Here is a 26,203-nt window from a genome sequence, read left to right as displayed (position 1 = left end):
AACTATTCTCTATATTTGGTTTTTTAACCATAATGAAATATCTCTACATCTTCTTTTTCTCTATTTTTATTTCTTTTAAACTGCATGCGCAGCGCGTACTTAACCATAATGCCGTTTATAAAATCACTTATTTCCGGTCGGCTGATGGGAAACCAAAAGAAGATCGAAATCCTATAGTGGTTATTGCTTCTGCAAAGCAGAACTTAATCAGTAACGCATCTATTTTAGATCATAAGGCTAAATATCCTTATGAACAAGGTATTGTAACGAAACCTGAACAGATTTTATTTCAGGTGGCTGATTTAAGTGCCGATCATCAGATCGCTACTGATGATAGCACTGCCATTGCTAAGCAGGTTCTTGAGTTTGGCGCGGAGACAAAAGTAATTTTAGGATACATCTGCAAAAGGGCAACAATGGTGGTAAATTCTAACCGTATAGATCTATGGTATACCACCGATGCGGGGATAAAAGCTGCACCAACGAGTTTAGGCCAAAACCTGGGATTGGTTTTAGAGCAGGTGCGTAATGGAAACAGTTACGTAACGGCTACAAAAATTGAAGAAGTTAAGAAAGCCATGCCAATTGACCCGGGAAAAATATCGTCTAAACTAACCGATGGATTAACTTATAAAGATCTGCTTTGGAAAAGCCGGTTTATTACTTTAAATGTTTTCAATAACGAAACAATCAATTTTATTGATAAGCCACAATCGAACGATTCTGTTTTTCGCTTTGCCGGTGGAACAGTAATCGCCAGAAAAGTTAAATTTCCTAAAATGGCTAATCCGAATGTATTTGTCGATTTAACAGAGCAATCAAAGGGTGATGCTTATGACAGAACGGGTTCGGTATTTATTATTCCGACCGATAAAACGATCAGTTTGATGGATGCGCTTAAAAATTCGGTTAAGGCATTACCTGTTTACGATAATGGAAACGGGAAGAAATACCAGGGCGTAGTAGCTACGGCAGATTATAACCCGGTAATCGAACTGATGCGCTTTTTTACGCCTTTTGGCGTGGGTAAATACAATACCTTAAAATTAAAGGATAAAAACTGGGCGGATAAAGTTTATTACCGTCAGGATGTTTCGGAGTTATTTCCAGTGGTGAACGGAAAAGAAGCCTGGGTAGCTGTTTTTATTGGTAACTATGATAAAGGTGGACATCAGGTTTCTTTAAATATTACCCTGCACAATGGTGGCAGACCGAAAGAAGCAAAAGAAGTGATTTTACCTTTATTCAATTCGACCAATGTATTGGAGATGGCCGGACAGGAATATGCAACGATGTTTAGCAGCGAAAAAGGTTTGGAAGTTTCTTTTACGCTTACCAAAGATTTAAAGGATGCAAAATTGCGTTACATTACCACCGGGCATGGCGGCTGGGGTAATGGCGATGAGTTTGTACCGAGGAAAAATACGATCTGGTTAGATGGAAAAGAAGTTTTTGCTTTCACGCCGTGGCGACAGGATTGCGGATCGTACCGTTTATCCAACCCAGCTTCAGGCAATTTTGAAAGTGGACTTTCTTCGTCGGATTTAAGCCGCTCTAACTGGTGTCCGGGTACGGTTACCAATCCAAACTGGATTAGTCTGGGCGATTTAAAAGCGGGTACGCATACCATAAGAGTAACTATCCCTATGGGGAAACCTGAGGGCGGAAGTTCCAGTGCCTGGAACGTTTCGGGGGTGCTTTTGGGTGAAGAATAACACATTTTTTAGGGATCAGTATACCTACGCGATCGTCCTTTCGAGCGAAGTGCAACGCAGCCGAGAAATCTATTTTTAGAAAACATGCCATTTTAGCTGATGGTTTGTATGATTGCGTTATTTTTTTGCATTTTACTTTCGAAGAATGATCAGACTGGTTTTCTGCGCTATGCCACCCTAAATAGCAGCACAAAACTATCCATCTAAACCGGATTGAAGGGGAGATCCTTTTTTGTAGGCTGAGCGTGGCCTGCGGACAAAAAAGATCGTATCGGAAAGCCGGACTGATATTAAATGCAACTATGGAACCCTGCTTTTCAAATCAATACAAGTAAGTTAAAATTTCGGCAGGTGAAACACCAGCCGATAGATGAATAGCGGCTGTCCTGTAATTTTTCTTGCATTTTACTTTCGAAGAATGATCAGACTGGTTTTCTGCGCTATGCCACCCTAAATAGCAGCACAAAACTATCCACCTAAACCGTATTGAAGGGGAGATCCTTTTTTTAGGCTGAGCGTGGCCTGCGGACAAAAAAGATCGTATCGGAAAGCCGGACTGACATTTAATGTAACTACGGAACCCTGCTTTCCAAATCAACACAAGTACGTTAAATTTTCGGCAGTTGAGACACCAGCCTATAGGATAAATCACTACTTTTATTTAGTTCTATATGTAATTTGTGATCTGCGCTATGCTACCCTAAATAGCAGCACAAAACTATCCACCTAAACCGGATTGAAGGGGAGATCCTTTTTTGTAGGCTGAGCGTGGCCTGCGGACAAAAAAGATCGTATCGGAAAGCCGGACTGATATTAAATGCAACTACGGAACCCTGCTTTCCAAATCAACACAAGTACGTTAAAATTTCGGCAGTTGAGACACCAGCCGATAGATGAAGCGGGATTGACGCTTGGTGCAACTTAGGGAACCCTGCTTTCCAAATCAACACAAGTAAGTTAAAATTTCGGCAGGTGAAACACCAGCCGCGATAGGACGGGTGTTCTTTGCAAAATGTGAATAACCTCTCTTCACGCTGTGCCATCATTTTTATTATATTTACGGCTGCCAATTTCTGTAAATAAATGAGTGAAGAATTAGATCAAAACGTAAACGAAGAGCACAAACATACCATAACCCCAATCAACGGTTTATACGAAAACTGGTTTCTCGATTATGCGTCTTATGTAATTCTTGATAGGGCGGTTCCGCATATTAACGATGGTTTAAAGCCTGTTCAGCGCCGCATAATGCACTCTCTGAAAGAGATGGACGATGGCCGTTTTAATAAAGCAGCTAACGTAATCGGTAATACCATGAAGTATCATCCACATGGTGATGCCTCCATCGGCGATGCGATGGTGCAGATTGGGCAAAAGGATTTACTGATTGATATGCAGGGTAACTGGGGTGATCCGGTTACTGGCGATAGTGCTGCAGCACCACGTTATATTGAGGCACGTTTGTCGAAATTTGCCAATGAAGTGGTATTCAATCCTGATACAACCGAATGGCAGTTAAGTTACGATGGGCGTAATAATGAACCGATTACTTTACCGGTTAAATTTCCATTATTGCTTGCACAAGGCGCAGAAGGTATTGCAGTAGGTTTGGCCACCAAAGTAATGCCGCACAATTTTATCGAATTGTTGGATGCATCGATGGAAGCATTACGCGGTGTGCGCCCGAATATACTGCCCGATTTCTTTACGGGCGGTATGGCCGATTTTTCGAACTATAACGAAGGTCAGCGTGGCGGCAAAATCCGGGTGCGTGCCAAAATAACCGAAAAGGATAAAAAAACGCTGGTGATCAGCGAAGTTCCGTTCAGTACCACTACAGGATCCGTAATTGATAGTATTTTATCGGCGAATGATAAAGGTAAGATCAAGATCAAAAAGATTGAAGATAATACGGCAGCCAATGTAGAAATTGTAGTACACCTGGCACCGGGTATTTCGCCTGATGTAACTATTGATGCCCTTTATGCCTTTACGGCCTGCGAGGTATCGATCTCGCCAAATACCTGTATTATCCAGGGCGATAAGCCACACTTCTTAAGTGTGAACGATATCCTGATCGAAAATACAAAACACACCAAGAGTTTACTTAAAAAAGAACTCGAAATCCGTCTGCATGAATTACAGGAGAAAATCTTCTTTAGTTCGTTACTTAAAATATTTATTCAGGAGGGCATGTATAAGAATCCTGAATATGAAAACTCAGCCAATTTTGAAACCGTGGTCGAGGTATTACATATTTTATTCGAACCGTTTAAACCCTCACTTTACCGCGAAATATTACCCGAGGATTTTAAGAAACTGATTGATAAGCCGATGAGTAGCATCACCCGTTTTGATGTGAAAAAGGCCGATGAGCAGATGAAAAACCTGGAAGATGAAATAAAAGTGGTTAAAAATCACCTGAAACATCTTACCGATTATGCTATTGCCTGGTATCAGAAGCTGAAAGATAAATACGGAAAAGGTAGGGAACGTAAAACCGAAATCCGTTTGTTCGATCGGGTGGAAGCGTCAAAAGTTGCCTTGGCCAACGTAAAATTATATGTAAACCGGGCCGATGGTTTTGTGGGTTCGGGCTTGCGTAAGGATGAATTTGTAGCCGATTGTTCGGATATTGACGAAATAATCGTTTTCCGTGAGGATGGAAAATGCATCATTACCAAAGTAGCCGACAAAACCTTTGTGGGTAAAGGCATTATCCATGTGCAGGTGTTTAAGAAAAACGATGAGCGTACCATTTATAACATGGTTTATAAGGATGGAGCAAGTGGTACTTCCTATATTAAAAGGTTTGCTGTAGTAGGCGTAACGCGCGATAAGGAATATGATTTAACCAAGGGATCGAAGGGATCGAAGGTTTTATATTTTACGGCTAATCCTAATGGAGAAGCTGAAGTGATTAATGTAGCGCTAAAGCCGCACTCCAAATTGCGTAAGCTGCAGTTTGATCTTGACTTCGCCGAAGTGGCCATTAAAGGACGTGGTTCGCAGGGTAATATCGTATCCAAATATCCGGTTAAGAAAATCGTGCTGAAAAGTAAAGGCGTTTCTACCTTATCGGGACTGAAAATCTGGTATGATGATTTATTAAAGCGCCTGAATGTTGACGGCCGTGGAAAATACCTGGGTGAATTTGATGGCGATGACCGTATTTTACAGGTACATAAAGATGGATATTACGAATTGAGTTCTTTTGAGCTGAGCAATCACTTTGATGATGGGTTAATCCTGATCCAGAAGTTTGACCCCGAACAGATCTTCGCGGCTGTTCATTTTGAAGGCAAAGCACAGAACTATTTCATCAAACGTTTTGTATTCGAACTTCAGGCCAATGGCAAGAAAACTATTTTTATCAGTGAAGAGCAGAAGTCGAAGTTATTGTATCTCACTTCAAATCCTGCAGCAAAAATCATTGTTGATGTGTTAAAAGGGAAAACTCAAATCCCTGAAACATTAGATTTAACCCTGGCAGAACTGATTGATGTGAAAGGATTGAAAGCGAACGGGAACAGGTTATCTCCGCATGATGTTCAGAAAGTAATTTTAGAGGAGCCTGAAATAGTTGTCGAAGAACTGGCAGAAACAACTATAGAGGAAAATGGCGTTGAGGAATCAGTACCTGAAGTTAGTAACAGAGAAACAATAACAGATAACGGAACTGAAAAGATAGTTGCCGATGAACCGGTTGTAGCACAACCAAAACCGAAGTTTGAACGTTCAGAAGTGCAAGCAATTAAGGCTGCAGAACCAGAGGCAAAGGAAAAACCTGTTACAGTAGAAAAGCCTAAATCAGAACCTGAAGTAGTTAAAAAGGATGAAGTTAAAGCTGAGGATAAGTCCAGGGCGAACGAAAAACCCGTAAAAAAGGTAGATTTCGAAATCACCAACCCGGATGATATCGATATTGATGATAAAGGGCAGTTAGGATTATTCTAAATAGATTGGAGAGTTGTCAGCTTTAATGGCCTACGGTCAGAAAGTTGACAACTCTTCTCATTTCAATGGAAACATTTCATTTTTAAACCTATATTTGCCTCACTCAAAGGGGTGCTTTTTGGTATGGCAATTTCTGCTGCCTCCAACTTGCTGAGATTATACCCATTTTAAGGTCAAAGGTAGAAAGGTAAAAGGTTGAAGGTATCCCCTCCACCTTCTAACCGTCCAGCCTCCACCTTAAATGAACCTGATGCGGATAATACCGACGTAGGAAAGAGGTTAGCATTTACCTTGCTGTTTTGCCCTGAAAGCAGTTTTCAATGATTTTAACAACTATTGTAAATGAGTTTTCAAGACTGGTTTAAGCTTTTTCAGGATCAGATTTTACACACTTCATTAATCGAATGGCTGGCTGTGGGTTTTGGTGTAGCTGAAGTTTTATTGGCAAAGAGGAATAACATCTGGCTTTATCCAACCGGAATAATTTCTGTTTTGTTGTGGATGTTTTTATTGCTGGGCGTAAAATTATATGCTGAAGTGCTTCTAAATGTCTATTATCTGACCATGAGCATTTACGGTTGGTTTATCTGGAAAAAAAGAAAGCTGGAGGGCGAGAACCAGGTATCGTGGTCGGGCAATAAGGAATTAACGATTGCTATTTCGATTTCGATAGTCGGCTTTGGGCTGCTTTACCTGGTATTGAGGCATTATACAGACTCGGATGTGCCATTGTTCGATGCCATTGTATCTTCAACAGCCTGGGCAGGCATGTGGTTATTGGCTAAACGCAAAATTGAAAATTGGATATTCCTGAATATATCCAATATAGTGGCCGTCCCATTGTTCTTTCATAAAAAACTTCCACTTATGGCCTGCTTAACAACATTCTTGTTCATCGTAGCCATATTTGGTTTTTTTGAATGGAAAAAGATCGTTGATAAAAATAAGTTCAATATAGCCTGATTATCTTCAATTGCACCCATAAATCATGAGTAAATTGTTAACCCTTGCATGGAAGGAAAAAGTTAAAGCTTATGCCGCAATTTCTGAAGAAATGGGCAGGTTACACCCCGAAATCTTGGAACTGGCCTATCAGGAAAATTGGTTTAAGCTTTTTGTACCCGAAGTTTATGGCGGACCAGGGAAAAAACTTCCGGAGATTTTAAGGCTGGAAGAAGAATTAGCGGAAGCCGATGGAAGTTTAGGCTGGACCGTTACACTTTGTGCTGGCGCAGGCTGGTTTGCAGGATTTCTAAATCCAGCATTGGCTGAAGAGATTTTCGCCGAGCGTGAAGTTTGTTTTGCAGGGAGTGGTGCTGTTGGCGGAGTGGCCATTAAAACAAAGCAGGGTTATCTGATCAATGGGAAATGGAGTTATGCAAGCGGTGCGCTGCATGCTACGATATTTACCGCTAATTGTGCCCTTAAAAACGAAACCGGTGATGATATCCTGGATGAAAATGGATTGCAAGTGGTTAAGTCATTTATCCTAAAAAAAGAGGAAGTGAATATTTTACCGGGTTGGTCTTACTTTGGCTTAATAGCTACCGGAAGCCATGCTTTTGAAGTTCGTAATTTAAACGTCAAGGAAAATCGGACCTTTAAAATTAATCAGCAAATTGAAGTGTCAGATTGTGGTTTTGATTATCCCTTTTTACAGCTCGCAGAAACTACATTAACCGTGAATAGTTTGGGAATGACCAATCACTTTATTAAACTGGTAGAACAATCTTTTTATGCCCGTTCCGGATTGGGCAGATATAGCGAAGCACAGATTTTGTTTTTTAACCATGAGCTTAACCGCTGCAAAGATGAATTGTTAAACCTACGTACGCAATTTTACTGTGCTTTTGATGAATCATGGAATCAGTTAGTCCATAGTGGTCAAATTGCAGACGACAATTTAAAGGAGGTGAGTTCAAATAGCCGTAAATTGGCCCATGCCTGTTGGAAACTGGCAGCCACCTTGTTTCCATACTGTGGTTTGGATGCTGCTAAAAAAGAATCAGAAATCAACAGGGTTTGGAGGGATATTTATACCGCCAGCCAGCATGCCTTACTTACTTTCGATAGTTAATTATGCTGAAAACGCTGATTTAATTTTATCTTTAAAATCTGCCATAAACTTGTTCAGTTTAGGTTGTATTACAAAAGCACAATATGGCTTTGATTGGTTGTGTCCGAAATAGTTTTGATGATAATCTTCTGCTTCGTAAAATTCAGCTACCGGAGCAACTTCTGTAGCAATAGGCCTATCGAAAATATGTTCTTCTGTTAAATCAGCAATCATTTTTTCTGTCTGCTTTCTCTGGTCTTCATTTTCATAAAAGACTACCGACCGGTATTGAGTTCCAACATCATTACCTTGTCTGTTTAAGGTTGTTGGATTATGGGTTCTAAAGAATATTAATAAAAGTTCAGCAAACTTTATAATATTTTCATCAAATGTGATTTGAACCACCTCTGCATGCCCGGTATCACCATTACATATTTCCATATAGGTGGGATGCTTTAAATCTCCGCCCATGTAGCCCGATGTAACCTGGCTTACACCATTTAAAGTTTGAAAAACGGCTTCGGTACACCAAAAACAGCCTCCGCCAAATGTTGCTATTTGCATAATCTTCTTGATATAAAATCTATTCCAAATTTCAGATTTTTTCAAAAAAAAGACATTTCTTTGATATTACAATGGAGTTGGAGGCTGATTATTCTTGCAGGTTTTGATTAACGCTGTTTTATATTGTAGTGCGAATAGCGATCGTTAGGAAATAAAAAAAGCCTGTAATTTTTATTACAGGCTTGAAATTTATTGATATTGAATATATATCGGCTTTGGAGTGAGCTTTAAAAGCTCTTCCGGAGTCATCAACCGCTTTGGCTCTTTTTTCAGATCATTTTTGTAAAACAGCTTAAAACCTGTAAACTGTACCGGTTCGCTTTGTATAAAGTGGCGATAGGTGCCTTTTTTTAATTCTGGTTCGCCCCATCCGTCCATGTGCATCACTACCTGCACTTCCGGACGTAGTTTAATATTGGCTGAATTAGTTACCATTTTCTTTGTAAAACGGTGTAACACAAATACTTTCGGAGGCAGATTGTGATTTTTAACGATATCTGCAAGGTATTGTGTTACATAATTTACATCTGCAGCATCATAGGTGCCAATTTTCTTACCAGGCAACGAACCATCTTTCATTGAAAATTCAGGATCGATTCCTAAATGTACATAAGGCAGTTCAAGATATTTTTCAATACGGGGCAATTCTGCTTTTATGGTACTTAAAGCAACCTGAAGATCTAAAAAGACAATAGTATTAGGCCGCATTTTAGCGATTTTCAAAACAGAATCGATTTGTTTATCACCCATTCTGTTGATATACTTTCCATCTTTTCCGGGTGTTCCACTGGCTACTGCGGCAATATAGTGTAATCCTGGTTGTACAGGCGTAGAAGGATCAGCTTTTTCCCAATGTTTAACTTCAGCATTCAGGCGTTGCCACATTTCTTTAGGTGCATATTCGCCAAGTGCACCCATCTTTTTCGAGTGCAGGTTCCCATAGTAAACAACGATGCGTTTAAAAGGTAAAATAGCGCCTGCCAAAGGATATGGTTGTTTTTTAACCGGCCATTTCCCTGTAGTATCTCCATTAGCCAGTTTTTTTACCAATGAATCGTAAAGTTTTGGATCAACCGGTTTCATGACATTTGCGGTTGAGTCGGTTTTTTTTTTGGTGGTATCAGTTGAAAAGATTTTACCAATGCTGCTTCCGCCCTTACTGTCTGAATTGCAGTTGGCAAATAAGCTGATTGCGGCAAAACCAAGTATGATGGTGCCTGCTAATTGAGGGAATTTCATAGATATAAGATAATTAAATTTTAGTCTTTTTCCGGACCGATGAAAGTAGCGCGGAAATATGGTAGTTTAAAATAAAGTAATCAACATTTACACATTACAGAATTTACCAAAAACACCCAGTGGCAATTTAATGCCTGAAGTGGCCTGTAAATAAAGTTCTCCCGTTTCGAGATTTTTAACCGCGGGAAAAGAAGTACGGATTAAATTTTCAACAATCACCGAAGAAAATCCAAGTGAGTAGGTGTTTAGGATGAGGAAATGTTCTTTTTCATCCAGTAATTGCACTACATCCTGCATCATTTCCTGAATATGGTCTTCCAGTTTCCATTTCTCTCCGTTAGGGCCGTGGCCATAAGCAGGTGGGTCCAGGATAATACCGTTGTATTTTTTGCCTCTTTTTAATTCTTTTTTTACATATTTTAGCGCATCTTCAACCATCCAACGGGTATCTTTCAATCCCGAAAGTTCCTGGTTTTCATTTGCCCAGGTAACCACCTGTTTAATCGAATCTACATGGGTAGTTTCTGCGCCTGCCGCGTTTGCAATTAGCGATGCCGCCCCGGTATAGGCAAAAAGATTTAAAACTTTTGGCTGTGGTGTTTTAAACTTTTTAATTGATGAAGAGATAAAATCCCAGTTCACTGCCTGCTCAGGAAATACACCCACATGTTTAAATGAAGTTAAACCTAAACGGAGTTTAATGGCTACCTCATTATTTTTATATTCAACATGCCAGCGGTCTGGAATAGACTGATTTTTTTTAACCCATTCGCCTGAAGTTGCAGAACGGCCTTTAAAAGTAATGTTGGCTGCTTTTTTCCAATCCTGTTCCGATAATGTTTTTTTCCACACGGCCTGCGGTTCAGGACGGATCAGGATGACGTTTCCAAAACGTTCTAATTTTTCAAAATCCCCGCAATCTATCAGTTCATAATCTTTCCAATGGGTAGGGGCAAGTAATTGTATCATTTATTTAAATAACTTTAAATTTGGATAACCTTTAATATATTGATCATCAGTTATCAAGATTAAATCATTTGTTAGGGTTTGCGAAATAATTAATCTATCAAACGGGTCTTTATGTATTAAAGGTAATGTTGAGTATGTGATAAAGTCACTTTTAGAAGGCTGGAGTATTTTCACTCCATGCTTCTCAAGCAGCTGATAGATAGAATTTATATCATCTTTTAATTTCAGCTTCCCAATATTAAGCTTAATTGTAATTTCCCAAATGCTTACTACACTAATATATTTTTCTGAATCGGTATTGTTAATGATATCAATTACCTTTTCTGAGATAGAATAATCTCCGTTAATAAAAAATAAAAAAATATGGGTGTCTAATAAAAAACGCATTACATATAATCCTTTAGTTCATCTAATGGTTCATTAAAATCATCAGAGATATAAAGAATTGTCCCTTTCGCAGCGCCATACAAACTTTTTGGTTCTTCAACAATATCTGTTTTTTCATCTGCTGATTTAGGGAAGCTTTTTGAATGTTTGGCTTTTAAAAAATCAATAAAATCTTCAACCTCATTTACCATGCTTTCTGGTAAGGTTTCCAATTTGTGAATGATATTTTTGGTAGCCGTAGTCATATACAAATATACGATTTTTCTTAAAACTTATCTTTTGCAGCTTTCATGAAGCGGCTGGCAAATACGAAGTCATTCAGTTCCTGGATATCAGTGTGGGCAATTTCCTTGTTGCTACCTTCCCAAAATTTCTTTCCTTCATGGAGAAATAGAATGTAATCGCCAATACCCATTACGGAGTTCATATCATGCGTTACCACAATGGTAGTGGTTTTATATTCTTCGGTAATTTCCTTGATCAGTTCATCAATTACGATGGAAGTTTTCGGATCTAAACCGGAATTAGGCTCATCACAGAAAAGGTATTTTGGGTTCATAGAAATGGCACGTGCAATACCTACGCGTTTTTTCATACCACCGGATAATTCTGCCGGAAATAATTTGTTTTTACCGGCAAGGTTTACCCGTTCCAAACAAAAATCAACCCTTTCAAGTTTTTCTTTTCGGCTTTGATCCGTAAACATGTTTAAAGGAAACATAATGTTTTCTTCAACCGTCATACTGTCAAACAGCGCAGAGCCTTGAAATAACATGCCGATTTCTTTACGTACCTCAATACGCTGCTCATAGGTCATCGGGGTAAAATCGCGGCCATCATACAATACCGAGCCAGAATCCGGTTGGTGTAAACCTACCATACATTTAAGCAGGGTTGTTTTTCCAGAACCCGAACCACCAATAATTAAGTTGGTAACGCCTTCTTCAAACTTCCCGGAAATGCCCTGTAATACGTCGTTTCCAGAGAATGACTTATAAATATCTTTAATTTCGATCATTACAATAACAATTGGGTCACGATATAATCGCAAGCTAAAATAGAAATACAGCTAATTACAACGGCCCTTGTACTGGCCTGAGAAACTTCCAGTGCACCACCGCGAACGTAAAATCCTTCATATGCCGGGACAGATGTGATAATAAAACCGAACACAAATGCTTTTACCAAAGCAACAGTAATGGTGTAAGGGTTAAAATCGGTGGTAATACCCTGGATATATTCTGCCGGTGTTACCGCTCCAGAAACCGAACCACCGATATAGCCACCGGTAATGCTTAAGAACATCGATATAATAACCAACATCGGTACCATGGTGATGCCCGAAATAATTTTAGGAAGGATTAAATATCCGGGTGCATTAATACCCATAATTTCCAAGGCATCAATCTGCTCGGTAACCCGCATCGAGCCGATTTCAGATGAAATGGCCGAGCCGATTTTTCCTGCCAGTACAATTGCACTAATAGTTGGACTTAATTCTAAAATACTCGAATCGCGGTTTACAGAGCCAATAATGGTTTTTGGGATAAAATCACTAACCAGCTGGAAAGCAATTTGTAAAGTCATTACTGCACCGATAAAAGTAGAAATAATCGCAATTAGACCTAAAGAACCCACACCAACGTAATCCATTTGTTTGGCGATTTCTTTCAGGTAAATTTTCAGTTTTTCCGGCCTTCTGAATACAGACTTGAGTAGCAGGATGTATCTGCCGAAATTGGTAAAATTCATTCCGTATGTATTTGCTTAATTTAAATGATCATTCTATACTACTACAAAGAAACGATAAAAAAGTTGGAGCGCTTTGCTAATTACAAAAATATTCGTGGTTTTGAATATAATTATGGTTTTTTGTCAACAAAAATTAAACCATAAATAATGAAAGCGGTAATAACAGGTGCAACTAAGGGAATTGGTAAAGCCATTGCAACTAAATTTGCCCGGAGCGGGTACGATTTAATTTTGGCAGCAAGAGGCTTAGAAGAACTCAATAGCCTTCGGGAAGAGCTAACACCTTATGGGAATGCTGTTTTTATATATGCAGCAGATTTTTCGGTTAAAGAAGATGTGTATGCTTTTTTAAATTCGGCAGCTGTAAATGCTGATGGTGTTGATGTTTTAATCAATAATGTAGGGGTCTTTTTGCCAGGAAGTATGCTTGATGAGGACGACGAAACCTTTGAAAAACAACAGCATTTAAATGTAAATGCCAGCTATTACCTCAGTAAATTTTTTGGAAAAAAAATGCGCTCAGCTAAGCGGGGCCACATATTCAACATCTGTTCAGTGGCCAGTAAAGTACCCGTAAAAAATGGAGGGAGCTATAGTGTAACAAAAGCAGCGATGTTGAGTCTTAATCATGTATTGCGGCAAGAGTTAGCACCTCATCATGTTAAAGTGACAGCGTTTTTGCCAGGTGCAACCAAAACTTCATCATGGGAAGGCACAACAATCCCTGATGAAAAATTTGTACAGCCTGAAGATATTGCAGAAACTTTATTTACCATTTTGAACTTAAGTAAAGGGGTAAATGTAGATGAAGTTTTAATTACTCCGCTTGATTTTTAAACACAAAATGAACAACGTTATGGAAAAGAAGCTTTTTAGAAACGAACACGATAAGATGATTGCCGGGGTAGCTTCGGGACTTGCTGATTATATGCAGGTGGAGGTTACCATAATTAGGCTATTGTTTGCATTATCGGCCATATTTATGGCTGGAGGTGGCTTAATTGCCTATATTATCATGTGGATTATTGTTCCGGTGAACAATGATCCGGCAGCAAGATTTTCTAAATTTAACGATTACTTTGGCAATAAAAATCCAAATACACAGCCATTCGGAACCGCTGATCCTTTTGCCGGCCCCTCCAGTCAGGCAAACCAGAATTGGACACAGCCGGTAGACGGCACGCCGAAAACACCTTTCGAAACACAGCCGGATTTTAGTAAATTCAATAAATCTAATGATACTGGCCGCACCATTGGCGGGTTGTTATTGCTGGTAATCGGATGTTTTTTCCTGATGCGAGAAATGGATTTCATTCCTGATTGGTTTAGTATCCGTAACTTATTCAGGTACATGTGGCCATTTATATTTATTGCTCTGGGTATCAGTATCATAGCCAAATCAAAAAGAAAAAATGACTGGGCGGCTTTTCAGCAGCAACAGGAAGCTGAACAACAAAAAACAGCCAATTTTTCTGATACGATCGTAGAAAATGAACCAACAACATCCGTAAATAAAGACGATCATTCAACATCCACTCACCCTCAAGTATAAATAAAATGAAATTAGATAGATTAATGTGGGGTATTATCCTGCTTTTTATTGGCGGTGTACTTCTACTGGAAAACTTTGGCGCAATCACTTTTTATTGGCGCAACGTGTGGAGCTTCTGGCCGGTATTCTTAATTATTGCAGGTTTAAATATCCTGTTTAATAGAAACAATTCGCAAACCGGTAGCATCATTTCTGTTGGTGTTTTAGTGGTGGCCCTTTCGTTTCTTTTTTACAGAGGACAGCAGGTACCTGAACACGGCAATTGGTGGGGACGTCACTTTAAAAAAGATATCGATGCGAATATTGATCATAATAATGACGACAATGATGATGATAATGACGATAACGACACTTCTTATAACCACATGAGCTTATCTGAGCCATTTGTAGCGGCAGATAATGCGAAAAAAACAATATTAAATATTTCTGGAGGAGGTATCTCATTTAATCTTGATGGTGAAACATCCGAACTGATCAATGCTGACGTTAAGAAAAAACATGGTAATTTTTCTTTGAAGAAATTACTGACCGATAGTGCTACCGTTCTTACCTTCCAAATGGATGATAAAAAGAATAAATGGAATTTTGGTGATGGTAGTAATGATGTCAACTTTAAATTAAATAAAGAAGCTAACTGGGATATATTGATGAAACTTGGGGCCGGCGAAGCCAACTTTGATTTTGCCGATTATAAGGTACGTACTTTCCGCTTTGATGGTGGAGCAGCAGCTTTGGATATTAAATTTGGAGATTTATTGCCAATAACGGATGTAATTGTAAAGTCTGGCGTGGCCGATGTGAAAATTAATGTACCCACCAGCTCTGGCTGCCGGATTAAAACCAAAACAGGCCTATCAGCTAAGGATTTCGATGGTTTTGAAAAGTTAAGCGATGGTGTTTACGAAACTTCAAACTATAAAACCTCAACCAAAAAAATCTTTATCAATTTAGATGGCGGATTAAGTAACTTTGAAGTGAGCAGATACTAGAAAGGTTAAGGGTTGGAAGGTAGAAGGCGTGAGGCTAAGACTTCGTCAACGAAATCTTTATTAAATGCTGATCTTACAATCCTAAAATCTCATAATCCTGATCCCATTTGATGAATCCTGATCAATATACTGTTGTAATTAATGGAAAGCCTCAGGGGCCGTATAGTTTAAACGAACTGAAAGATTTAAATATCAGTGCGAATACTTTTATACGTAAACCCGGGATGGACGATTTCAAAGAAGCTCACGCCATCCCCGAAATGCGTGAGCTTTTAGGTTTTACTTATCAAAAAACTGCACCTCAATATTTTGCCGCTTTCGATCAAAGATTATTGGCTTCGGTAATTGATCATTTTATGATTTTCGGTTTCTATACCGTTATTATTTTAACCAGTTATATTTATATAGAAGACAAAGACCAGCGGATTATGGCTTTTTTAGTTCCTTTTCCGTTGATATTTTTAGTTAAATTGCTTTATGGCAGCATCGCTGAAGCAACTAAAAACCAGGCAACCATTGGTAAAAAACTGCTCAATATTAAAGTAACCGACTTAGAAGGCAGCAGGGTCTCTTTTGGTATTTCCCTGGCCAGAAATCTTTCAAAAATCATGTCCGTAGTTCCTGTTTTCTTTGGTTACCTATATAGTTTCCTAAATAAAAAACACCAGTGCTGGCATGATATTGTCGCCAATACTTTGGTAATTAAAGATCGGTTAATCTGATCAGAAAAGCAGGGTTAATGCATTTGTTATGGTCAGTCGGGCTGTACGCTATATCTCCGATGAAACCTGTGAAACAAGCAAGCACGCTATAACAAAACAAAAAATAGTGCTTAATCGGAGGATGCCGCTGCCAACCCTTTTACAAACCTGGGGCGGTGCAAGCATGTCAACCCCAATGCATTTATCAAGTGATACCACTGTTCAGTTTCCAAAAAATTAAATTTTGCCCTGAAGCACCGGGTCGATTTTAATTACAACATTCCAACATTAAAACATTCCAACAATCCTTATCTTTGCAAACAAATGGAAAATATATTGGCAAAACATGATCTGGCTGGCGGATATTGCAACAGTTTAACTGCTTATTCCAGGTATTTAACCCGGGAAGTAAACATTGGTGATATAGCTTTGGGCGGACATAATCCTATTCGTATCCAGTCTATGACTACTACTGATACCATGGACACCCTCGGAACGGTAGAGCAAACCATCCGCATGGTAGAATCGGGCTGCGAATATGTCCGTATTACCGCACCAAGCATCAAGGAAGCCGAAAATCTGGCGAATATTAAAAAAGAGTTGCGTTTCCGCGGTTATCAGGTACCCTTAATTGCCGATATCCATTTTACGCCAAATGCTGCTGAAATGGCTGCCCGTATTGTAGAAAAGGTACGTGTTAACCCCGGCAACTATGCAGATAAAAAGAAATTTGAGAATATAGAATATACCCAGGATGCCTACAATGCAGAACTAAGCCGGATTTACAAAAAGTTTATCCCTTTGGTAAAAATCTGTAAGGAGTACGGTACGGCCATGCGCATCGGTACTAATCATGGTTCGCTTTCTGATCGTATCATGAGCCATTATGGTGATACCCCACGTGGTATGGTCGAATCGGCAATGGAGTTTATCCGCATGTGCGAAGACCAGAATTATTATAACCTGGTGATTTCGATGAAGGCCAGTAACACCCAGGTGATGGTTCAAGCTTATCGCTTGTTGGTAGAAACCATGGCTAAAGAAGGAATGAATTATCCTTTGCATTTAGGTGTTACTGAAGCTGGTGATGGTGAAGATGGTCGCATTAAATCAGCAGTTGGTATTGGAACTTTATTAGAAGACGGTTTGGGTGATACTATCCGCGTTTCTTTAACCGAAGATCCTGAATTTGAGGCACCGGTAGCTAAAGCTTTGGCAGACCGATATGCTTTAAGAAGTCCGAAGTCAGAAGTCCGGAGTCCGGAGTCAATTCCGCTACGCTCTACGCTCAACGCTCCGCGCCCAACTTACAGTCCTTACGAATATAACCGCCGTATAACCGTTCCTGTGCAACATATTGGTGGGCATCACCATCCGGTAGTAGTGATTGATGTTTCGAAAGAAAATTTAAAAGACCCTTACTTCCTGAGTTCGGTTGGCTATAACTATAGCGCAGGTTTAGACAAATACAATTTAGCTGATCAGGCCTGTGATTTAGCCTTTTTAGGAGATAATTTGCCATCTTTTTCTTTTCCCGGCAATTTAAAACAGGTTTATAATTATGCCACCTGGCTAAAGTTAAAAGACAAAAATAATTGTCATCCTTTATTCTCTTTAGAAGAATTTATCAAAACTGATTACAAGGATGATCTTTTGAACTTTGTTGAGATTGATGCGGGAATATTCCAGCATTCCGACATGCCAACATTTGAACCTAATGTTGTCCTGATATTGAAAACTTCTGCCGTCCACGGAATGGCGGAACAGCGGATGTTTTTTGTGGCGCTGCAAGAGAAAGATATCCGGGTTCCGGTGATCATCAGGCGAACTTACCAGGATATAGATGCCGATCATTTAATGCTTTATGCAGCTACCGATCTGGGTGCCTTGCTTACCGATGGCTTTGGCGACGGTGTATGGATTGATGCAGAAGGACAAAACCTTTCATTAATCAATTCGACTAGTTTTGGTATTTTACAGGCCACCCGTACACGGATCAGTAAAACAGAATACATCTCTTGCCCGAGCTGTGGGCGAACGCTTTTCGATCTGCAGGAAACCACTCAGTTAATCCGTTCCCGTACCGACCATTTAAAGGGAATAAAAATAGGGATCATGGGCTGTATTGTTAATGGCCCGGGCGAGATGGCAGATGCTGATTATGGGTATGTTGGTACAGGTCCGGATAAAATTACCTTGTACCGGGGTAAAGAGGTGGTGAAGAAGAATGTAACCACAGCATATGCTTTGGACGAACTGATCGATATCATCAAAGGCGACGGAAACTGGGTAGAAAAGAATTAATAATTATGGCTTAATCGGAATGGCAAAGTCAAAGTAAGCCGTGGTCTGTGTCCTCACTGGCCACTATGCTGTCATGCTGAGCACAGCGAAGAATCCTAATTCTGAAATCACCTGATTATAAACTGTGCAATGATCGGTATCAGCATAGTTACGCCATCGTCAATAATCTTTAATGCGGGATTCTCATTTCATTAAATAGTATAGGATCAGAACAATAAAGACTCGAACATCATTTAATTTTCTAACCAATAAATCCTAAATTGCCTTGATGAAAATCCCGGAGTTTCAATATCTTTTTAACGAACTTAGAAACTGGCTGGCTGCTAAAGGCCTTGCAGGTAATGAACTCATTTATGCTTATTTTTTTATTGGGCTTATTGCAGTTATCTTTTTCTTGTTTGTTACCATTTTTGTAACCCGGCAGGTGTTTATTGGCGTGGTAAAAAGTGCCAAAACCAAATCCGACTGGCAAAAGGCACTATTCGAATTCCGTGTTTTCAGGGCTTTTGCCCTGATTTTTGGCGCTTACATTATTTATAATGTTGTTCCTTATCTTTTTATCTACTTTAAAAACTGGCATTTTTATGCGTTGATTCTGGCTAAAATCTACATGGTTTTGGCTGTGATGTTTGCGGTAAATGCATTTTTGAATGCCGTGGTTTCCATCATGGAATCATCAAAGAAATATGCCGATAAACCCATCAGAAGTTATAAACAGGTAGCCAAAATTGTATTTTATATTGTCGGTTTTGTACTTATTCTCTCGATTATTCTGGGTGAATCGCCAATATATGTTTTTGGTGGTTTTGGTGCCGTTACTGCTGTTTTTATTTTAGTTTTCAGAGATCCTATTTTAGGTTTTGTGGCATCGGTACAAATGAGTGCCATCGACTTGGTGAGGGTGGGCGACTGGATTACAGTAGAAAAATATGGTGCCGATGGCGAAGTAACCGAAATCAATTTAACTACCATAAAAGTGCGCAACTGGGACAAAACGGTAACTATTGTGCCCAGTTATGCCATTGTAAGCGAATCTTTTAAGAACTGGCGGGCGATGGAAGAGAGTGAGGGCAGGAGGATTAAACGCCACATCAACATTAAAATCTCCAGTATCAAATTCTGTGATGAGGAACTGATCGGCAGGTTACAGAACATCGACTTTCTGAAAGATTACCTCCGGGAGACTCAGGCTTTTATTGAGCGTTATAATGCCGAAAATACAGTAAACCCCAACAACCTGGTAAATGGCCGCCACATGACCAACATCGGGACTTTTAGGGTGTATGCAGAAAAATATCTGGAAAGTAATCCTCATATAAATAAAGAACTCACCTTTATGGTACGCCAATTACAGGCTACAGAACACGGGTTGCCTATCGAGATTTACGTATTTTCGAAAGAGAAAGGTTTAAAACGTTTTGAAGAAGTGGCTGCCGATATTTTTGACCACTTGTTGGCAGCGGTACCCTATTTCGATCTGGAGATTTTCCAGAGTCCTAGCGGTAGTGATATGCGGAATTTTGTGAGGAGGGGGGATGATTAACATTTGATGTTATTCTGAGGAATAATTTATTTTATAAAAACCAATATGAGTGACAGAAGTATTTTGTAACGAACTGTGGGCTGGTAGGCTTTGTCATTGCAATGACGATTTTGCTATTGGATGCTGTCAATGATAGCGCAGCGTAGCATTTGCGAAAGTGTGCCTGGGCATAAAATTTAACAGCACTCTTCTCTACAAACCTGAGTTCGATTATTCGCTAAATATAAATACTTAATTTTTAGGTGTTTATATTAATGAGGTCGTCGTGCTGATCCGATAGCTATCGGATTTATTTCAGCATCTTACCTGTCAAACCGCATTGCTATAAGACCCTGGAACACCCGTCCGACCGGCCGGGCAGAAGTTCAGGGTGACAACCGTTCATGTAAGGTGCCAAATAACCCAAATTAAGGCGCATTATTAATCGAATTCAGGTTACAAATGCTTTGTTCCTCAGAACGACAAGAGCCTACTCTCCTAAGAAAGTCAAAACCCTTTCGCAAACTTTAAACAATAGTGGAGGTAAAGTTTCGCTGGTGTAAGGTTGGGTAGCCCCATAAACATGGTTTGCCCCTTCAATTTTAATCAACCTGCTATTTGGATTGGCCTCAGCCAGAGTTTGCGCGGTTTCGAAAGGGACATTAACATCATCATCGCCATGAATAATTAACCATGGGATATTGATGCGCTTTGCTGCATCTATAATATTTAATGTTGCTGCATTTTCTTCTAAATCTTCCAGCAAAGTAATATTTAAGGGCAGCTGTTCTTTAGTGCGGGCATTGGTTACAAAGATTTTCCCGGTTTTTTTCCATTCTGTTTCCTGTTCCTTTTTCCATAGGCTATTAAAATCAGCAATGGCACTCCAGGTAACCAGTTTGTCAATCCTTAAATCATTAGCTGCTTCTATGATGGATAATCCACCGCCACGGCTATGGCCGATCAGATTTACTTTAGTATTTGCACCATAAGCTTTCTCAATAAAATCCAACACTGCATTTACATCAAAAAGTTCTTTGGATACGGTGTTGCTCGCAAAAGCTTCCATATCGGTAACATCTTTTGGGTCATCAACCGGTACACCACTATGCGATAAATTAAACTTAACGTAACGGTAACCATTGCTGGCAAAATACCGGGCTATTAAATTATGTGCACCCCAATCTTTAAAACCTTTAAAGCCATGTACAAAGAGTACAATTGGGGTATTAGGATTTTTTTCTTCAAAAGTGATGTCGCCAATTATTAATTTTCCGTCAGCACCGCTAAGGCTAAAATTGCTTTGTGTAATCATAATTTAAAGGATTGGTATAAAATATAAACCTACGAAATCTAATTTTGTTGTATTTAGGATAGTAAGAAACTGATTACAACCTGTAGTAAAATAGCCCTGATGGAAATGAAAATCCCTTTTGGAACCGTTAAATTTTTATTGAAGAAGTTTGTCCAAAAGGATTGTAGTGTACAGCAGGACGGAACCTTTCCCATTAGCACTGGCGTCGCGCTTCAAAAAAATAACACATATTGTTTTTAATCATAGACTATTTTTTAAAGTAATAATACCATGCCCAGCAAATAAATAACAATTGAAGTGGTAACCTCATCCACGCCATCAATGGAGTAATTAATATTTGCCCCAGCATAAACGGTGCTTTCCGGATCATGTACATGTGTGCAGGCGTAAAGGCAACCAACATCAGTATAATAAGTAGCGCGGCAAACTTTCTGGTTTTATAAATCAATAATAAGAGCCCTAAAGTAATTTCTAGTATTCCTGAAAAATAAATTAAAAAGTCAGGCTCAGGCAACCATTTTGGCATAATTACGTAATATAGTGAAGTGGATAAAAAGTGATTGCATCCGGCCAGAACGTAGAAAAGGGCATAAACCCAAAGAAAAAAAAGATAAATTGGTCTGTTCATCATCGGTCGATATAGTGTTTCAATCTTTAGGGTTGCTATTTAAAACCGTTCTAAATTGATGTAAATTACAGGTTAATGACAGTCACATGCTTTCACCATGTTACTTTTGTATCCCGATAATAGTTAATAACGGAAGCACTTGGAATATTTAAAAGTAATAGCTTTTACGCATCACCACATCGACCTGAAATCTTTAGGGAAATTAGTTATTTGTGACCAGAGTTTAGATAGCAGGTTGAAGAATGTTCAAGCAGAGCTTCCCGTTAGCGAAATTTTTTATGTCGGAACCTGCAACCGTGTAGAATTTGTTTTCCTGACCAAGGAGAAAACTGACAAGGAGTTTGTAACCAGATTTCTTACTGTTTTAGACATGGGGCTGCCTCCGGAATTTATGGAGCGTTTTCTGGATAATGTTACGGTATATGAAAATGAAGAAGCTTTTAATCACTTACTCAGAACATCATGCTCTTTAGAGAGTTTGGTGGTTGGTGAAAAGGAAATCCTCGCCCAAATCCGTAAGGCCTACGAAAACTGTCGCGATGCCGGATTTACCGGCGATTACATGCGTATGATTATGGATCGCGTAGTTAAAACGGCAAAAGAAGTTTATACACATACCAATATCTCCAAAAATCCGGTTTCGGTAGTTTCATTGGCTTACCGCAAGCTAAAAGAGTTAAACATGTGTGGTAACTCCCGTGTCTTGATTATTGGTGCCGGCGAAACGAATCAGAACATTGCAAAATATCTTAATAAACATAAATATTCCAATTTCTCCATTTTTAACCGTACGTTCTCCAAGGCCGAATCTTTGGCAGAGGAGCTAGGTGGTAAAGCTTATCCGTTGGCAGCTCTGGAAGATTTTAATGAAGGATTTGATGTAATCATAACCTGTACGGGTTCTACTGAAGCAATTATCACTGAAGCGTTATATGCCAAACTGCTAAATGGCGATCAGGGCAAAAAGGTAATTGTAGATTTGGCCATTCCGAATGACGTTGTGCCTGCAGTGATCCATAATAATCCTGTACATTATATTGAGGTAGAATCGTTGAAAGAAGTGGCACGCAAAAATATCCAGGAACGTTATAATGAACTGGTGCATGCTGAAGAAATTATCAGTAATAACATTACCGAGTTTTTCTCTGTTTTAAAACAACGCCGTATCGAACTGGCGATGCAGGAAGTGCCAAGAAAGATTAAAGAAATCAAAAACACAGCCATTAACGGCGTTTTTGCTGATGAAATCAGTCAGATGGATGAAGCCTCCCGTGAAGTTTTAGAACGTGTAATGAATTACATGGAAAAAAAATACATCAGTGTGCCCATGGTCATGGCCAAAGAAATTTTGGTTAACCAGCCTTAATTTAACCACATCTTTTTTCTGTCACCCCGAATGAATGAGGAATCTTTCCTCTCCAGTTAAATCCTGGCAAATGCCATATCACTTTGTCTAAATAAATTGATCTAAGTAAGATGGAAACATCTTATACCACAGAGAAAGTTCACTGATCTCCAAAAAAAAATCGTCATCTCCTGAAGCATGGCGAAATGCCTACCTGTACAGGAGGGGAGAGATCTGTTTAGACAGATAATATCCGCGTATGATTTCCATCACTTTCCGAGTAATACATGTGGTGGTGCTGATGCGGTAATGTCATAGAAATCCTTTAAATTCTCCTTTCTGTAACCTCACTGTCTCATTTTTAAACAATTCATGGTATAAACCACTATTTAAATTAAATTTGTAGCTCATTTAATCTTAATAGTGAAGAAATTAACCATTGGAACACGCGGTAGCGACCTGGCTTTATGGCAAGCAAATCATATCAAAGATGAATTGGCGGCCATCGGAATTGATGCAGAAATCAAAATCATTAAAACTCAGGGGGATAAAATCCTGAACTTAAGATTAGACAAACTGGAAGGCAAAGGCTTTTTTACCAAAGAACTGGAGGAAGAACTTTTAGGTGGAACAATTGATCTTGCTGTACATTGCCTTAAAGACTTACCTACTACGCATCCCGCAGGATTAACCATTGCTGCTTTACCACCACGAGAAGAAGCAAGTGAATATCTATTGATTTTAAAAGATTGCGTAGATGTTACGCAGAAACTGTCGTTAAAAAAGGGTGCAATGGTGGGTACATCCTCTAACCGTCGCAAAGCTCAATTGTTGGGCTTACGTCCTGATTTAGAGATTGAAGATTTACGCGGAAATGTACCTACACGGATCCAAAAGCTCCGTGATGAAGATTATGATGCCATTTTAATTGCCAAAGCGGGTGTTAAGCGTTTAAACCTTGATGTGACCGATTTACATGTAGAGGAACTGGAAACCACTGAGTTTATCCCTGCACCTGCCCAGGGTGCTTTGGCCATTCAAATCAGGGAAAATGATACCGAACTTTTCGATGCTTTGCAAAAATTGCACGATCCGGAGACAGCCGAAACCGTAACGGTAGAACGTAAGGTATTAAACCTTTTTGAAGGTGGTTGCCATATGCCTTTAGGTTGTTATTGCAAAAAGGAAAACGGAAAATTCGAAATCTGGACTTCAAAAGCCGAAACCTCCGACCATTTCCCTGAGCGTTTGTTTTTGCGTGCAGAGAGTACTGAGGGTCTGGCTGAAAAAATTGTTGCCAAGTTTAATCAGGACAGAAAGAAACCGGCAAAGGTTTTTATTTCGCGCGAAATAGGTGAGCATAGTTATTTCCGCAGGGCATTAGAAAATAATAATATTGAAATAGAAGGACGCTCCTTAATCCGTACCTTCCCGATTGTAACGGTTTTAGATCAGTTTATTTTGAAGCACGTAGACTGGGTTTTCTTCAGTAGCCGCAACAGTGTGGAGTATTTTTTCAACTTAAAACCAGTATTGCCAAAGAAAACAAAATTTGGTGTTGTGGGAAGAGGTTCGGAAGATGCCCTGCGTAAATTTGGACATATTGCTGATTTTGTTGGGGAGAGTGGTGATATTACAGAGGTTGCAGAAGATTTTGCAAAATTGGTTGGCGGTCAGCAGATATTGTTTCCGAGAGCACAGGATTCTTTACAGTCTATTCAAAAATCACTACCTGCCGATGCTAAAATAATCGATCTACCCATTTATGAAACCGTAATCGAAGAAGATATAGATCAAAGTTATGCCGATGTACTCATTTTTACCAGTCCATCAAATGTTGATGCCTATTTCGCAGATAATCTATTGGAACCAGGTCAGCAGGTAATTGCCATCGGAAACTCTACTGGTAAGAAATTTGATGAAATGGGTGTGAAATATGCTTTACCATATTCTCCTGATGAGATTGGATTGGCTGAAGCAGTGTTCGGGATAGAGATGAGGTAGAGGTTAGAAAGGTTTAGGGTTTAGGGTGGAAGATTTAAGGCGTAGGGTTAATGGTTTAAAATAATTAAGTCTTGATGCCCGAAATTTTGATCTTGCTGCTCAATGTCAAATCCAAAAATTTAAATAATCACCCCATAAGGAAAAATTAAAAGATGTTCAGGTTTTGATACTCGATACTAAAATCCCGATGCTTCAAATCTTGATACTAAATACTTGATATAAAAAAATGTTAAATCGTCCGCGAAGATTACGGAAAAACCCGTTAGTGAGAGAGATGGTAGCCGAAACACGGTTATCAAAAGATATGTTTGTCTACCCTTATTTTGTGGTGCCGGGCAGCAATGTGACCCATGCCATTGATGCCATGCCTGGTGTAAACCATTATTCGGTTGATACTTTGGTTAAAGATGTGGAAGCCGGAATGAAAAAGGGGCTCAACAAAATCATGCTTTTTGGTGTTGGTGATGAGAAATCAGCAGATGCCAAATCGGCTTACCATGATCATTCCTTAGTGCCGGTAGCGGTACGCGAATTAAAAAAGCAGTTCGCCGACGATTTATATGTGATTACTGATGTGTGCGTATGTTCTTATACCACACACGGTCACTGCGGTATTTTAGAAAATGATTACGTTCAAAACGATAAAACAGTTGAAGTAATCGCAAAAATGGCACTAACCCATGCCGAAGCTGGTGCGGATATGTTTGCACCATCTGACATGATGGACGGTCGGATTGAAGCCATGCGCAACCTTTTAGATGAGAACGGTTTTGCAAATGCAGCGATTATGAGCCATGCTACAAAATTTGCTTCAGCGTATTACGGGCCTTTTAGAGAAGCCGCCGATTGTGCACCGAGTAAGGGCGATAGAAAAGCTTATCAAATGGATTTCAGGAACCCTTTAGAGGCTTTACGGGAAGCAGCGTTAGACGAGCAGGAGGGAGCTGATGTTTTAATGGTAAAACCGGGCCTGGCCTATCTCGACATCATTCAACGTTTAAAACAAGATACCAATTTACCAATTGCAGTTTATAACGTATCTGGTGAATATTCGATGGTAAAAGCAGCGGCTGAACGTGGTTGGATTGATGAACAAAAAGTGGTAATGGAAACCATGCATGCCTTTGCCAGAGCCGGTGCAAGTATCATTACTACTTATCATATTAAAGATATTTTAAATAACAACTGGATTTAGATAAGCTGA

Annotated in this window: 22 protein-coding genes; 13 read left to right on the top strand and 9 right to left on the bottom strand. The window is 39.4% G+C overall.

What is annotated here, in order from left to right; all coding sequences use genetic code 11:
- The first annotated feature begins 32 nt into the window (after positions 1-32).
- The 4 genes from ACK1I8_RS14235 (at position 33) to ACK1I8_RS14220 (ending at position 7,749) form a co-directional block, all read left to right on the top strand.
- Positions 33-1,715 carry a PNGase F N-terminal domain-containing protein gene (locus ACK1I8_RS14235; protein ID WP_412466026.1) on the top strand — a complete coding sequence of 561 codons (1,683 nt, stop codon included), beginning with the start codon at positions 33-35 and terminating at the stop codon, positions 1,713-1,715.
- 1,083 nt (positions 1,716-2,798) lie between these two features.
- Positions 2,799-5,672, top strand: a complete 2,874-nt coding sequence (locus ACK1I8_RS14230) for a DNA gyrase/topoisomerase IV subunit A (protein WP_412466025.1) — start codon at positions 2,799-2,801, stop codon at positions 5,670-5,672.
- Positions 5,673-6,014: 342 nt separating this feature from the next.
- Positions 6,015-6,635: a nicotinamide riboside transporter PnuC gene (gene pnuC, locus ACK1I8_RS14225; protein ID WP_412466024.1), complete on the top strand. Its 621-nt coding sequence runs from the start codon at positions 6,015-6,017 to the stop codon at positions 6,633-6,635.
- A 25-nt stretch (positions 6,636-6,660) separates the two neighbouring features.
- Positions 6,661-7,749, top strand: a complete 1,089-nt coding sequence (locus ACK1I8_RS14220) for an acyl-CoA dehydrogenase family protein (RefSeq protein ID WP_412466023.1) — start codon at positions 6,661-6,663, stop codon at positions 7,747-7,749.
- On the opposite strand, the gene msrA is transcribed toward ACK1I8_RS14220, so the two are convergent.
- From msrA to ACK1I8_RS14185, 7 genes are all read right to left on the bottom strand, one after another.
- Positions 7,750-8,292 (bottom strand): peptide-methionine (S)-S-oxide reductase MsrA, encoded by a 543-nt coding sequence (gene msrA, locus ACK1I8_RS14215; protein ID WP_412466022.1) that lies wholly within the window; start codon positions 8,290-8,292, stop codon positions 7,750-7,752. It lies immediately after the preceding gene.
- A gap of 189 nt (positions 8,293-8,481) precedes the next feature.
- Positions 8,482-9,531, bottom strand: a complete 1,050-nt coding sequence (locus ACK1I8_RS14210; RefSeq protein WP_412466021.1) for a hypothetical protein — start codon at positions 9,529-9,531, stop codon at positions 8,482-8,484.
- Positions 9,532-9,618: 87 nt separating this feature from the next.
- The gene (locus tag ACK1I8_RS14205) at positions 9,619-10,500 is read right to left on the bottom strand and encodes a class I SAM-dependent methyltransferase (RefSeq protein WP_412466020.1); all 882 of its coding nucleotides are present in this window, start codon (positions 10,498-10,500) and stop codon (positions 9,619-9,621) included.
- Complete coding sequence (locus ACK1I8_RS14200; protein WP_412466019.1) at positions 10,501-10,887, bottom strand: type II toxin-antitoxin system VapC family toxin; 387 nt, start codon at positions 10,885-10,887, stop codon at positions 10,501-10,503.
- Positions 10,887-11,099 (bottom strand): DUF2281 domain-containing protein, encoded by a 213-nt coding sequence (locus ACK1I8_RS14195; RefSeq protein WP_412466018.1) that lies wholly within the window; start codon positions 11,097-11,099, stop codon positions 10,887-10,889. The genes ACK1I8_RS14200 and ACK1I8_RS14195 overlap by 1 nt, the downstream gene beginning before the upstream one ends.
- Positions 11,100-11,152: 53 nt before the next feature.
- Entirely contained in the window at positions 11,153-11,905 is a 753-nt protein-coding gene (locus ACK1I8_RS14190; protein WP_265850718.1) for an ABC transporter ATP-binding protein, read from the bottom strand.
- Complete coding sequence (locus ACK1I8_RS14185; protein WP_113949422.1) at positions 11,905-12,639, bottom strand: MlaE family ABC transporter permease; 735 nt, start codon at positions 12,637-12,639, stop codon at positions 11,905-11,907. Before ACK1I8_RS14185 ends, ACK1I8_RS14190 begins: the two co-directional genes overlap by 1 nt.
- 147 nt (positions 12,640-12,786) lie before the next feature.
- Between ACK1I8_RS14185 and ACK1I8_RS14180 the strand changes: the two genes are divergently transcribed.
- The 6 genes from ACK1I8_RS14180 (at position 12,787) to ACK1I8_RS14155 (ending at position 19,728) form a co-directional block, all read left to right on the top strand.
- Positions 12,787-13,476 (top strand): SDR family oxidoreductase, encoded by a 690-nt coding sequence (locus tag ACK1I8_RS14180; RefSeq protein ID WP_412466017.1) that lies wholly within the window; start codon positions 12,787-12,789, stop codon positions 13,474-13,476.
- A gap of 19 nt (positions 13,477-13,495) precedes the next feature.
- Positions 13,496-14,191, top strand: coding sequence for a PspC domain-containing protein (locus ACK1I8_RS14175; RefSeq protein ID WP_412466016.1), 696 nt, complete (start codon positions 13,496-13,498; stop codon positions 14,189-14,191).
- A 5-nt stretch (positions 14,192-14,196) separates the two neighbouring features.
- Positions 14,197-15,180, top strand: a complete 984-nt coding sequence (locus ACK1I8_RS14170; RefSeq protein ID WP_412466015.1) for a LiaF transmembrane domain-containing protein — start codon at positions 14,197-14,199, stop codon at positions 15,178-15,180.
- 110 nt (positions 15,181-15,290) lie between these two features.
- Positions 15,291-15,902: an RDD family protein gene (locus ACK1I8_RS14165; RefSeq protein ID WP_412466014.1), complete on the top strand. Its 612-nt coding sequence runs from the start codon at positions 15,291-15,293 to the stop codon at positions 15,900-15,902.
- Positions 15,903-16,205: 303 nt separating this feature from the next.
- Entirely contained in the window at positions 16,206-18,185 is a 1,980-nt protein-coding gene (gene ispG / locus ACK1I8_RS14160) for a (E)-4-hydroxy-3-methylbut-2-enyl-diphosphate synthase (protein WP_412466013.1), read from the top strand.
- 268 nt (positions 18,186-18,453) lie between these two features.
- Entirely contained in the window at positions 18,454-19,728 is a 1,275-nt protein-coding gene (locus ACK1I8_RS14155) for a mechanosensitive ion channel family protein (protein ID WP_412466012.1), read from the top strand.
- Between the two features lie 469 nt (positions 19,729-20,197).
- Here ACK1I8_RS14155 and ACK1I8_RS14150 read toward each other — a convergent pair whose 3' ends face one another.
- Positions 20,198-21,022: an alpha/beta hydrolase family protein gene (locus ACK1I8_RS14150; RefSeq protein ID WP_412466011.1), complete on the bottom strand. Its 825-nt coding sequence runs from the start codon at positions 21,020-21,022 to the stop codon at positions 20,198-20,200.
- Positions 21,023-21,269: 247 nt separating this feature from the next.
- Positions 21,270-21,653, bottom strand: coding sequence for a DoxX family protein (locus tag ACK1I8_RS14145; RefSeq protein ID WP_412466010.1), 384 nt, complete (start codon positions 21,651-21,653; stop codon positions 21,270-21,272).
- A gap of 136 nt (positions 21,654-21,789) precedes the next feature.
- On the opposite strand from ACK1I8_RS14145, the gene hemA reads away from it, so the two are divergent.
- The 3 genes from hemA to hemB all read left to right on the top strand — a co-directional run bounded on the left by hemA (position 21,790) and on the right by hemB (position 26,194).
- Positions 21,790-23,016 (top strand): glutamyl-tRNA reductase, encoded by a 1,227-nt coding sequence (gene hemA / locus ACK1I8_RS14140; protein WP_293786751.1) that lies wholly within the window; start codon positions 21,790-21,792, stop codon positions 23,014-23,016.
- A 402-nt stretch (positions 23,017-23,418) separates the two neighbouring features.
- Positions 23,419-24,999, top strand: coding sequence for a hydroxymethylbilane synthase (hemC, locus tag ACK1I8_RS14135; protein WP_412466009.1), 1,581 nt, complete (start codon positions 23,419-23,421; stop codon positions 24,997-24,999).
- 226 nt (positions 25,000-25,225) lie between these two features.
- Complete coding sequence (gene hemB / locus ACK1I8_RS14130) at positions 25,226-26,194, top strand: porphobilinogen synthase (RefSeq protein WP_412466008.1); 969 nt, start codon at positions 25,226-25,228, stop codon at positions 26,192-26,194.
- The last annotated feature ends 9 nt before the right edge of the window (positions 26,195-26,203 follow it).

The sequence above is a fragment of the Pedobacter sp. KLB.chiD genome (assembly GCF_047040275.1).
Lineage (GTDB): Bacteria > Bacteroidota > Bacteroidia > Sphingobacteriales > Sphingobacteriaceae > Pedobacter.
Note: the sequence above shows the minus strand (reverse complement) of the source record. Positions and strands in the feature narration are given on the sequence as shown.

Excerpts from the sequence above, each read along its gene's own strand:
- ACK1I8_RS14235 (WP_412466026.1), top strand. The coding sequence starts at position 33 with ATGAAATATCTCTACATCTTCTTTTTCTCTATTTTTATTTCTTTTAAA.
- ACK1I8_RS14230 (WP_412466025.1), top strand. The coding sequence starts at position 2,799 with ATGAGTGAAGAATTAGATCAAAACGTAAACGAAGAGCACAAACATACC.
- pnuC (WP_412466024.1), top strand. The coding sequence starts at position 6,015 with ATGAGTTTTCAAGACTGGTTTAAGCTTTTTCAGGATCAGATTTTACAC.
- ACK1I8_RS14220 (WP_412466023.1), top strand. The coding sequence starts at position 6,661 with ATGAGTAAATTGTTAACCCTTGCATGGAAGGAAAAAGTTAAAGCTTAT.
- msrA (WP_412466022.1), bottom strand. The coding sequence starts at position 8,292 with ATGCAAATAGCAACATTTGGCGGAGGCTGTTTTTGGTGTACCGAAGCC.
- ACK1I8_RS14210 (WP_412466021.1), bottom strand. The coding sequence starts at position 9,531 with ATGAAATTCCCTCAATTAGCAGGCACCATCATACTTGGTTTTGCCGCA.
- ACK1I8_RS14205 (WP_412466020.1), bottom strand. The coding sequence starts at position 10,500 with ATGATACAATTACTTGCCCCTACCCATTGGAAAGATTATGAACTGATA.
- ACK1I8_RS14200 (WP_412466019.1), bottom strand. The coding sequence starts at position 10,887 with ATGCGTTTTTTATTAGACACCCATATTTTTTTATTTTTTATTAACGGA.
- ACK1I8_RS14190 (WP_265850718.1), bottom strand. The coding sequence starts at position 11,905 with ATGATCGAAATTAAAGATATTTATAAGTCATTCTCTGGAAACGACGTA.
- ACK1I8_RS14185 (WP_113949422.1), bottom strand. The coding sequence starts at position 12,639 with ATGAATTTTACCAATTTCGGCAGATACATCCTGCTACTCAAGTCTGTA.
- ACK1I8_RS14180 (WP_412466017.1), top strand. The coding sequence starts at position 12,787 with ATGAAAGCGGTAATAACAGGTGCAACTAAGGGAATTGGTAAAGCCATT.
- ACK1I8_RS14175 (WP_412466016.1), top strand. The coding sequence starts at position 13,496 with ATGGAAAAGAAGCTTTTTAGAAACGAACACGATAAGATGATTGCCGGG.
- ACK1I8_RS14170 (WP_412466015.1), top strand. The coding sequence starts at position 14,197 with ATGAAATTAGATAGATTAATGTGGGGTATTATCCTGCTTTTTATTGGC.
- ACK1I8_RS14165 (WP_412466014.1), top strand. The coding sequence starts at position 15,291 with ATGAATCCTGATCAATATACTGTTGTAATTAATGGAAAGCCTCAGGGG.
- ispG (WP_412466013.1), top strand. The coding sequence starts at position 16,206 with ATGGAAAATATATTGGCAAAACATGATCTGGCTGGCGGATATTGCAAC.
- ACK1I8_RS14155 (WP_412466012.1), top strand. The coding sequence starts at position 18,454 with ATGAAAATCCCGGAGTTTCAATATCTTTTTAACGAACTTAGAAACTGG.
- ACK1I8_RS14150 (WP_412466011.1), bottom strand. The coding sequence starts at position 21,022 with ATGATTACACAAAGCAATTTTAGCCTTAGCGGTGCTGACGGAAAATTA.
- ACK1I8_RS14145 (WP_412466010.1), bottom strand. The coding sequence starts at position 21,653 with ATGATGAACAGACCAATTTATCTTTTTTTTCTTTGGGTTTATGCCCTT.
- hemB (WP_412466008.1), top strand. The coding sequence starts at position 25,226 with ATGTTAAATCGTCCGCGAAGATTACGGAAAAACCCGTTAGTGAGAGAG.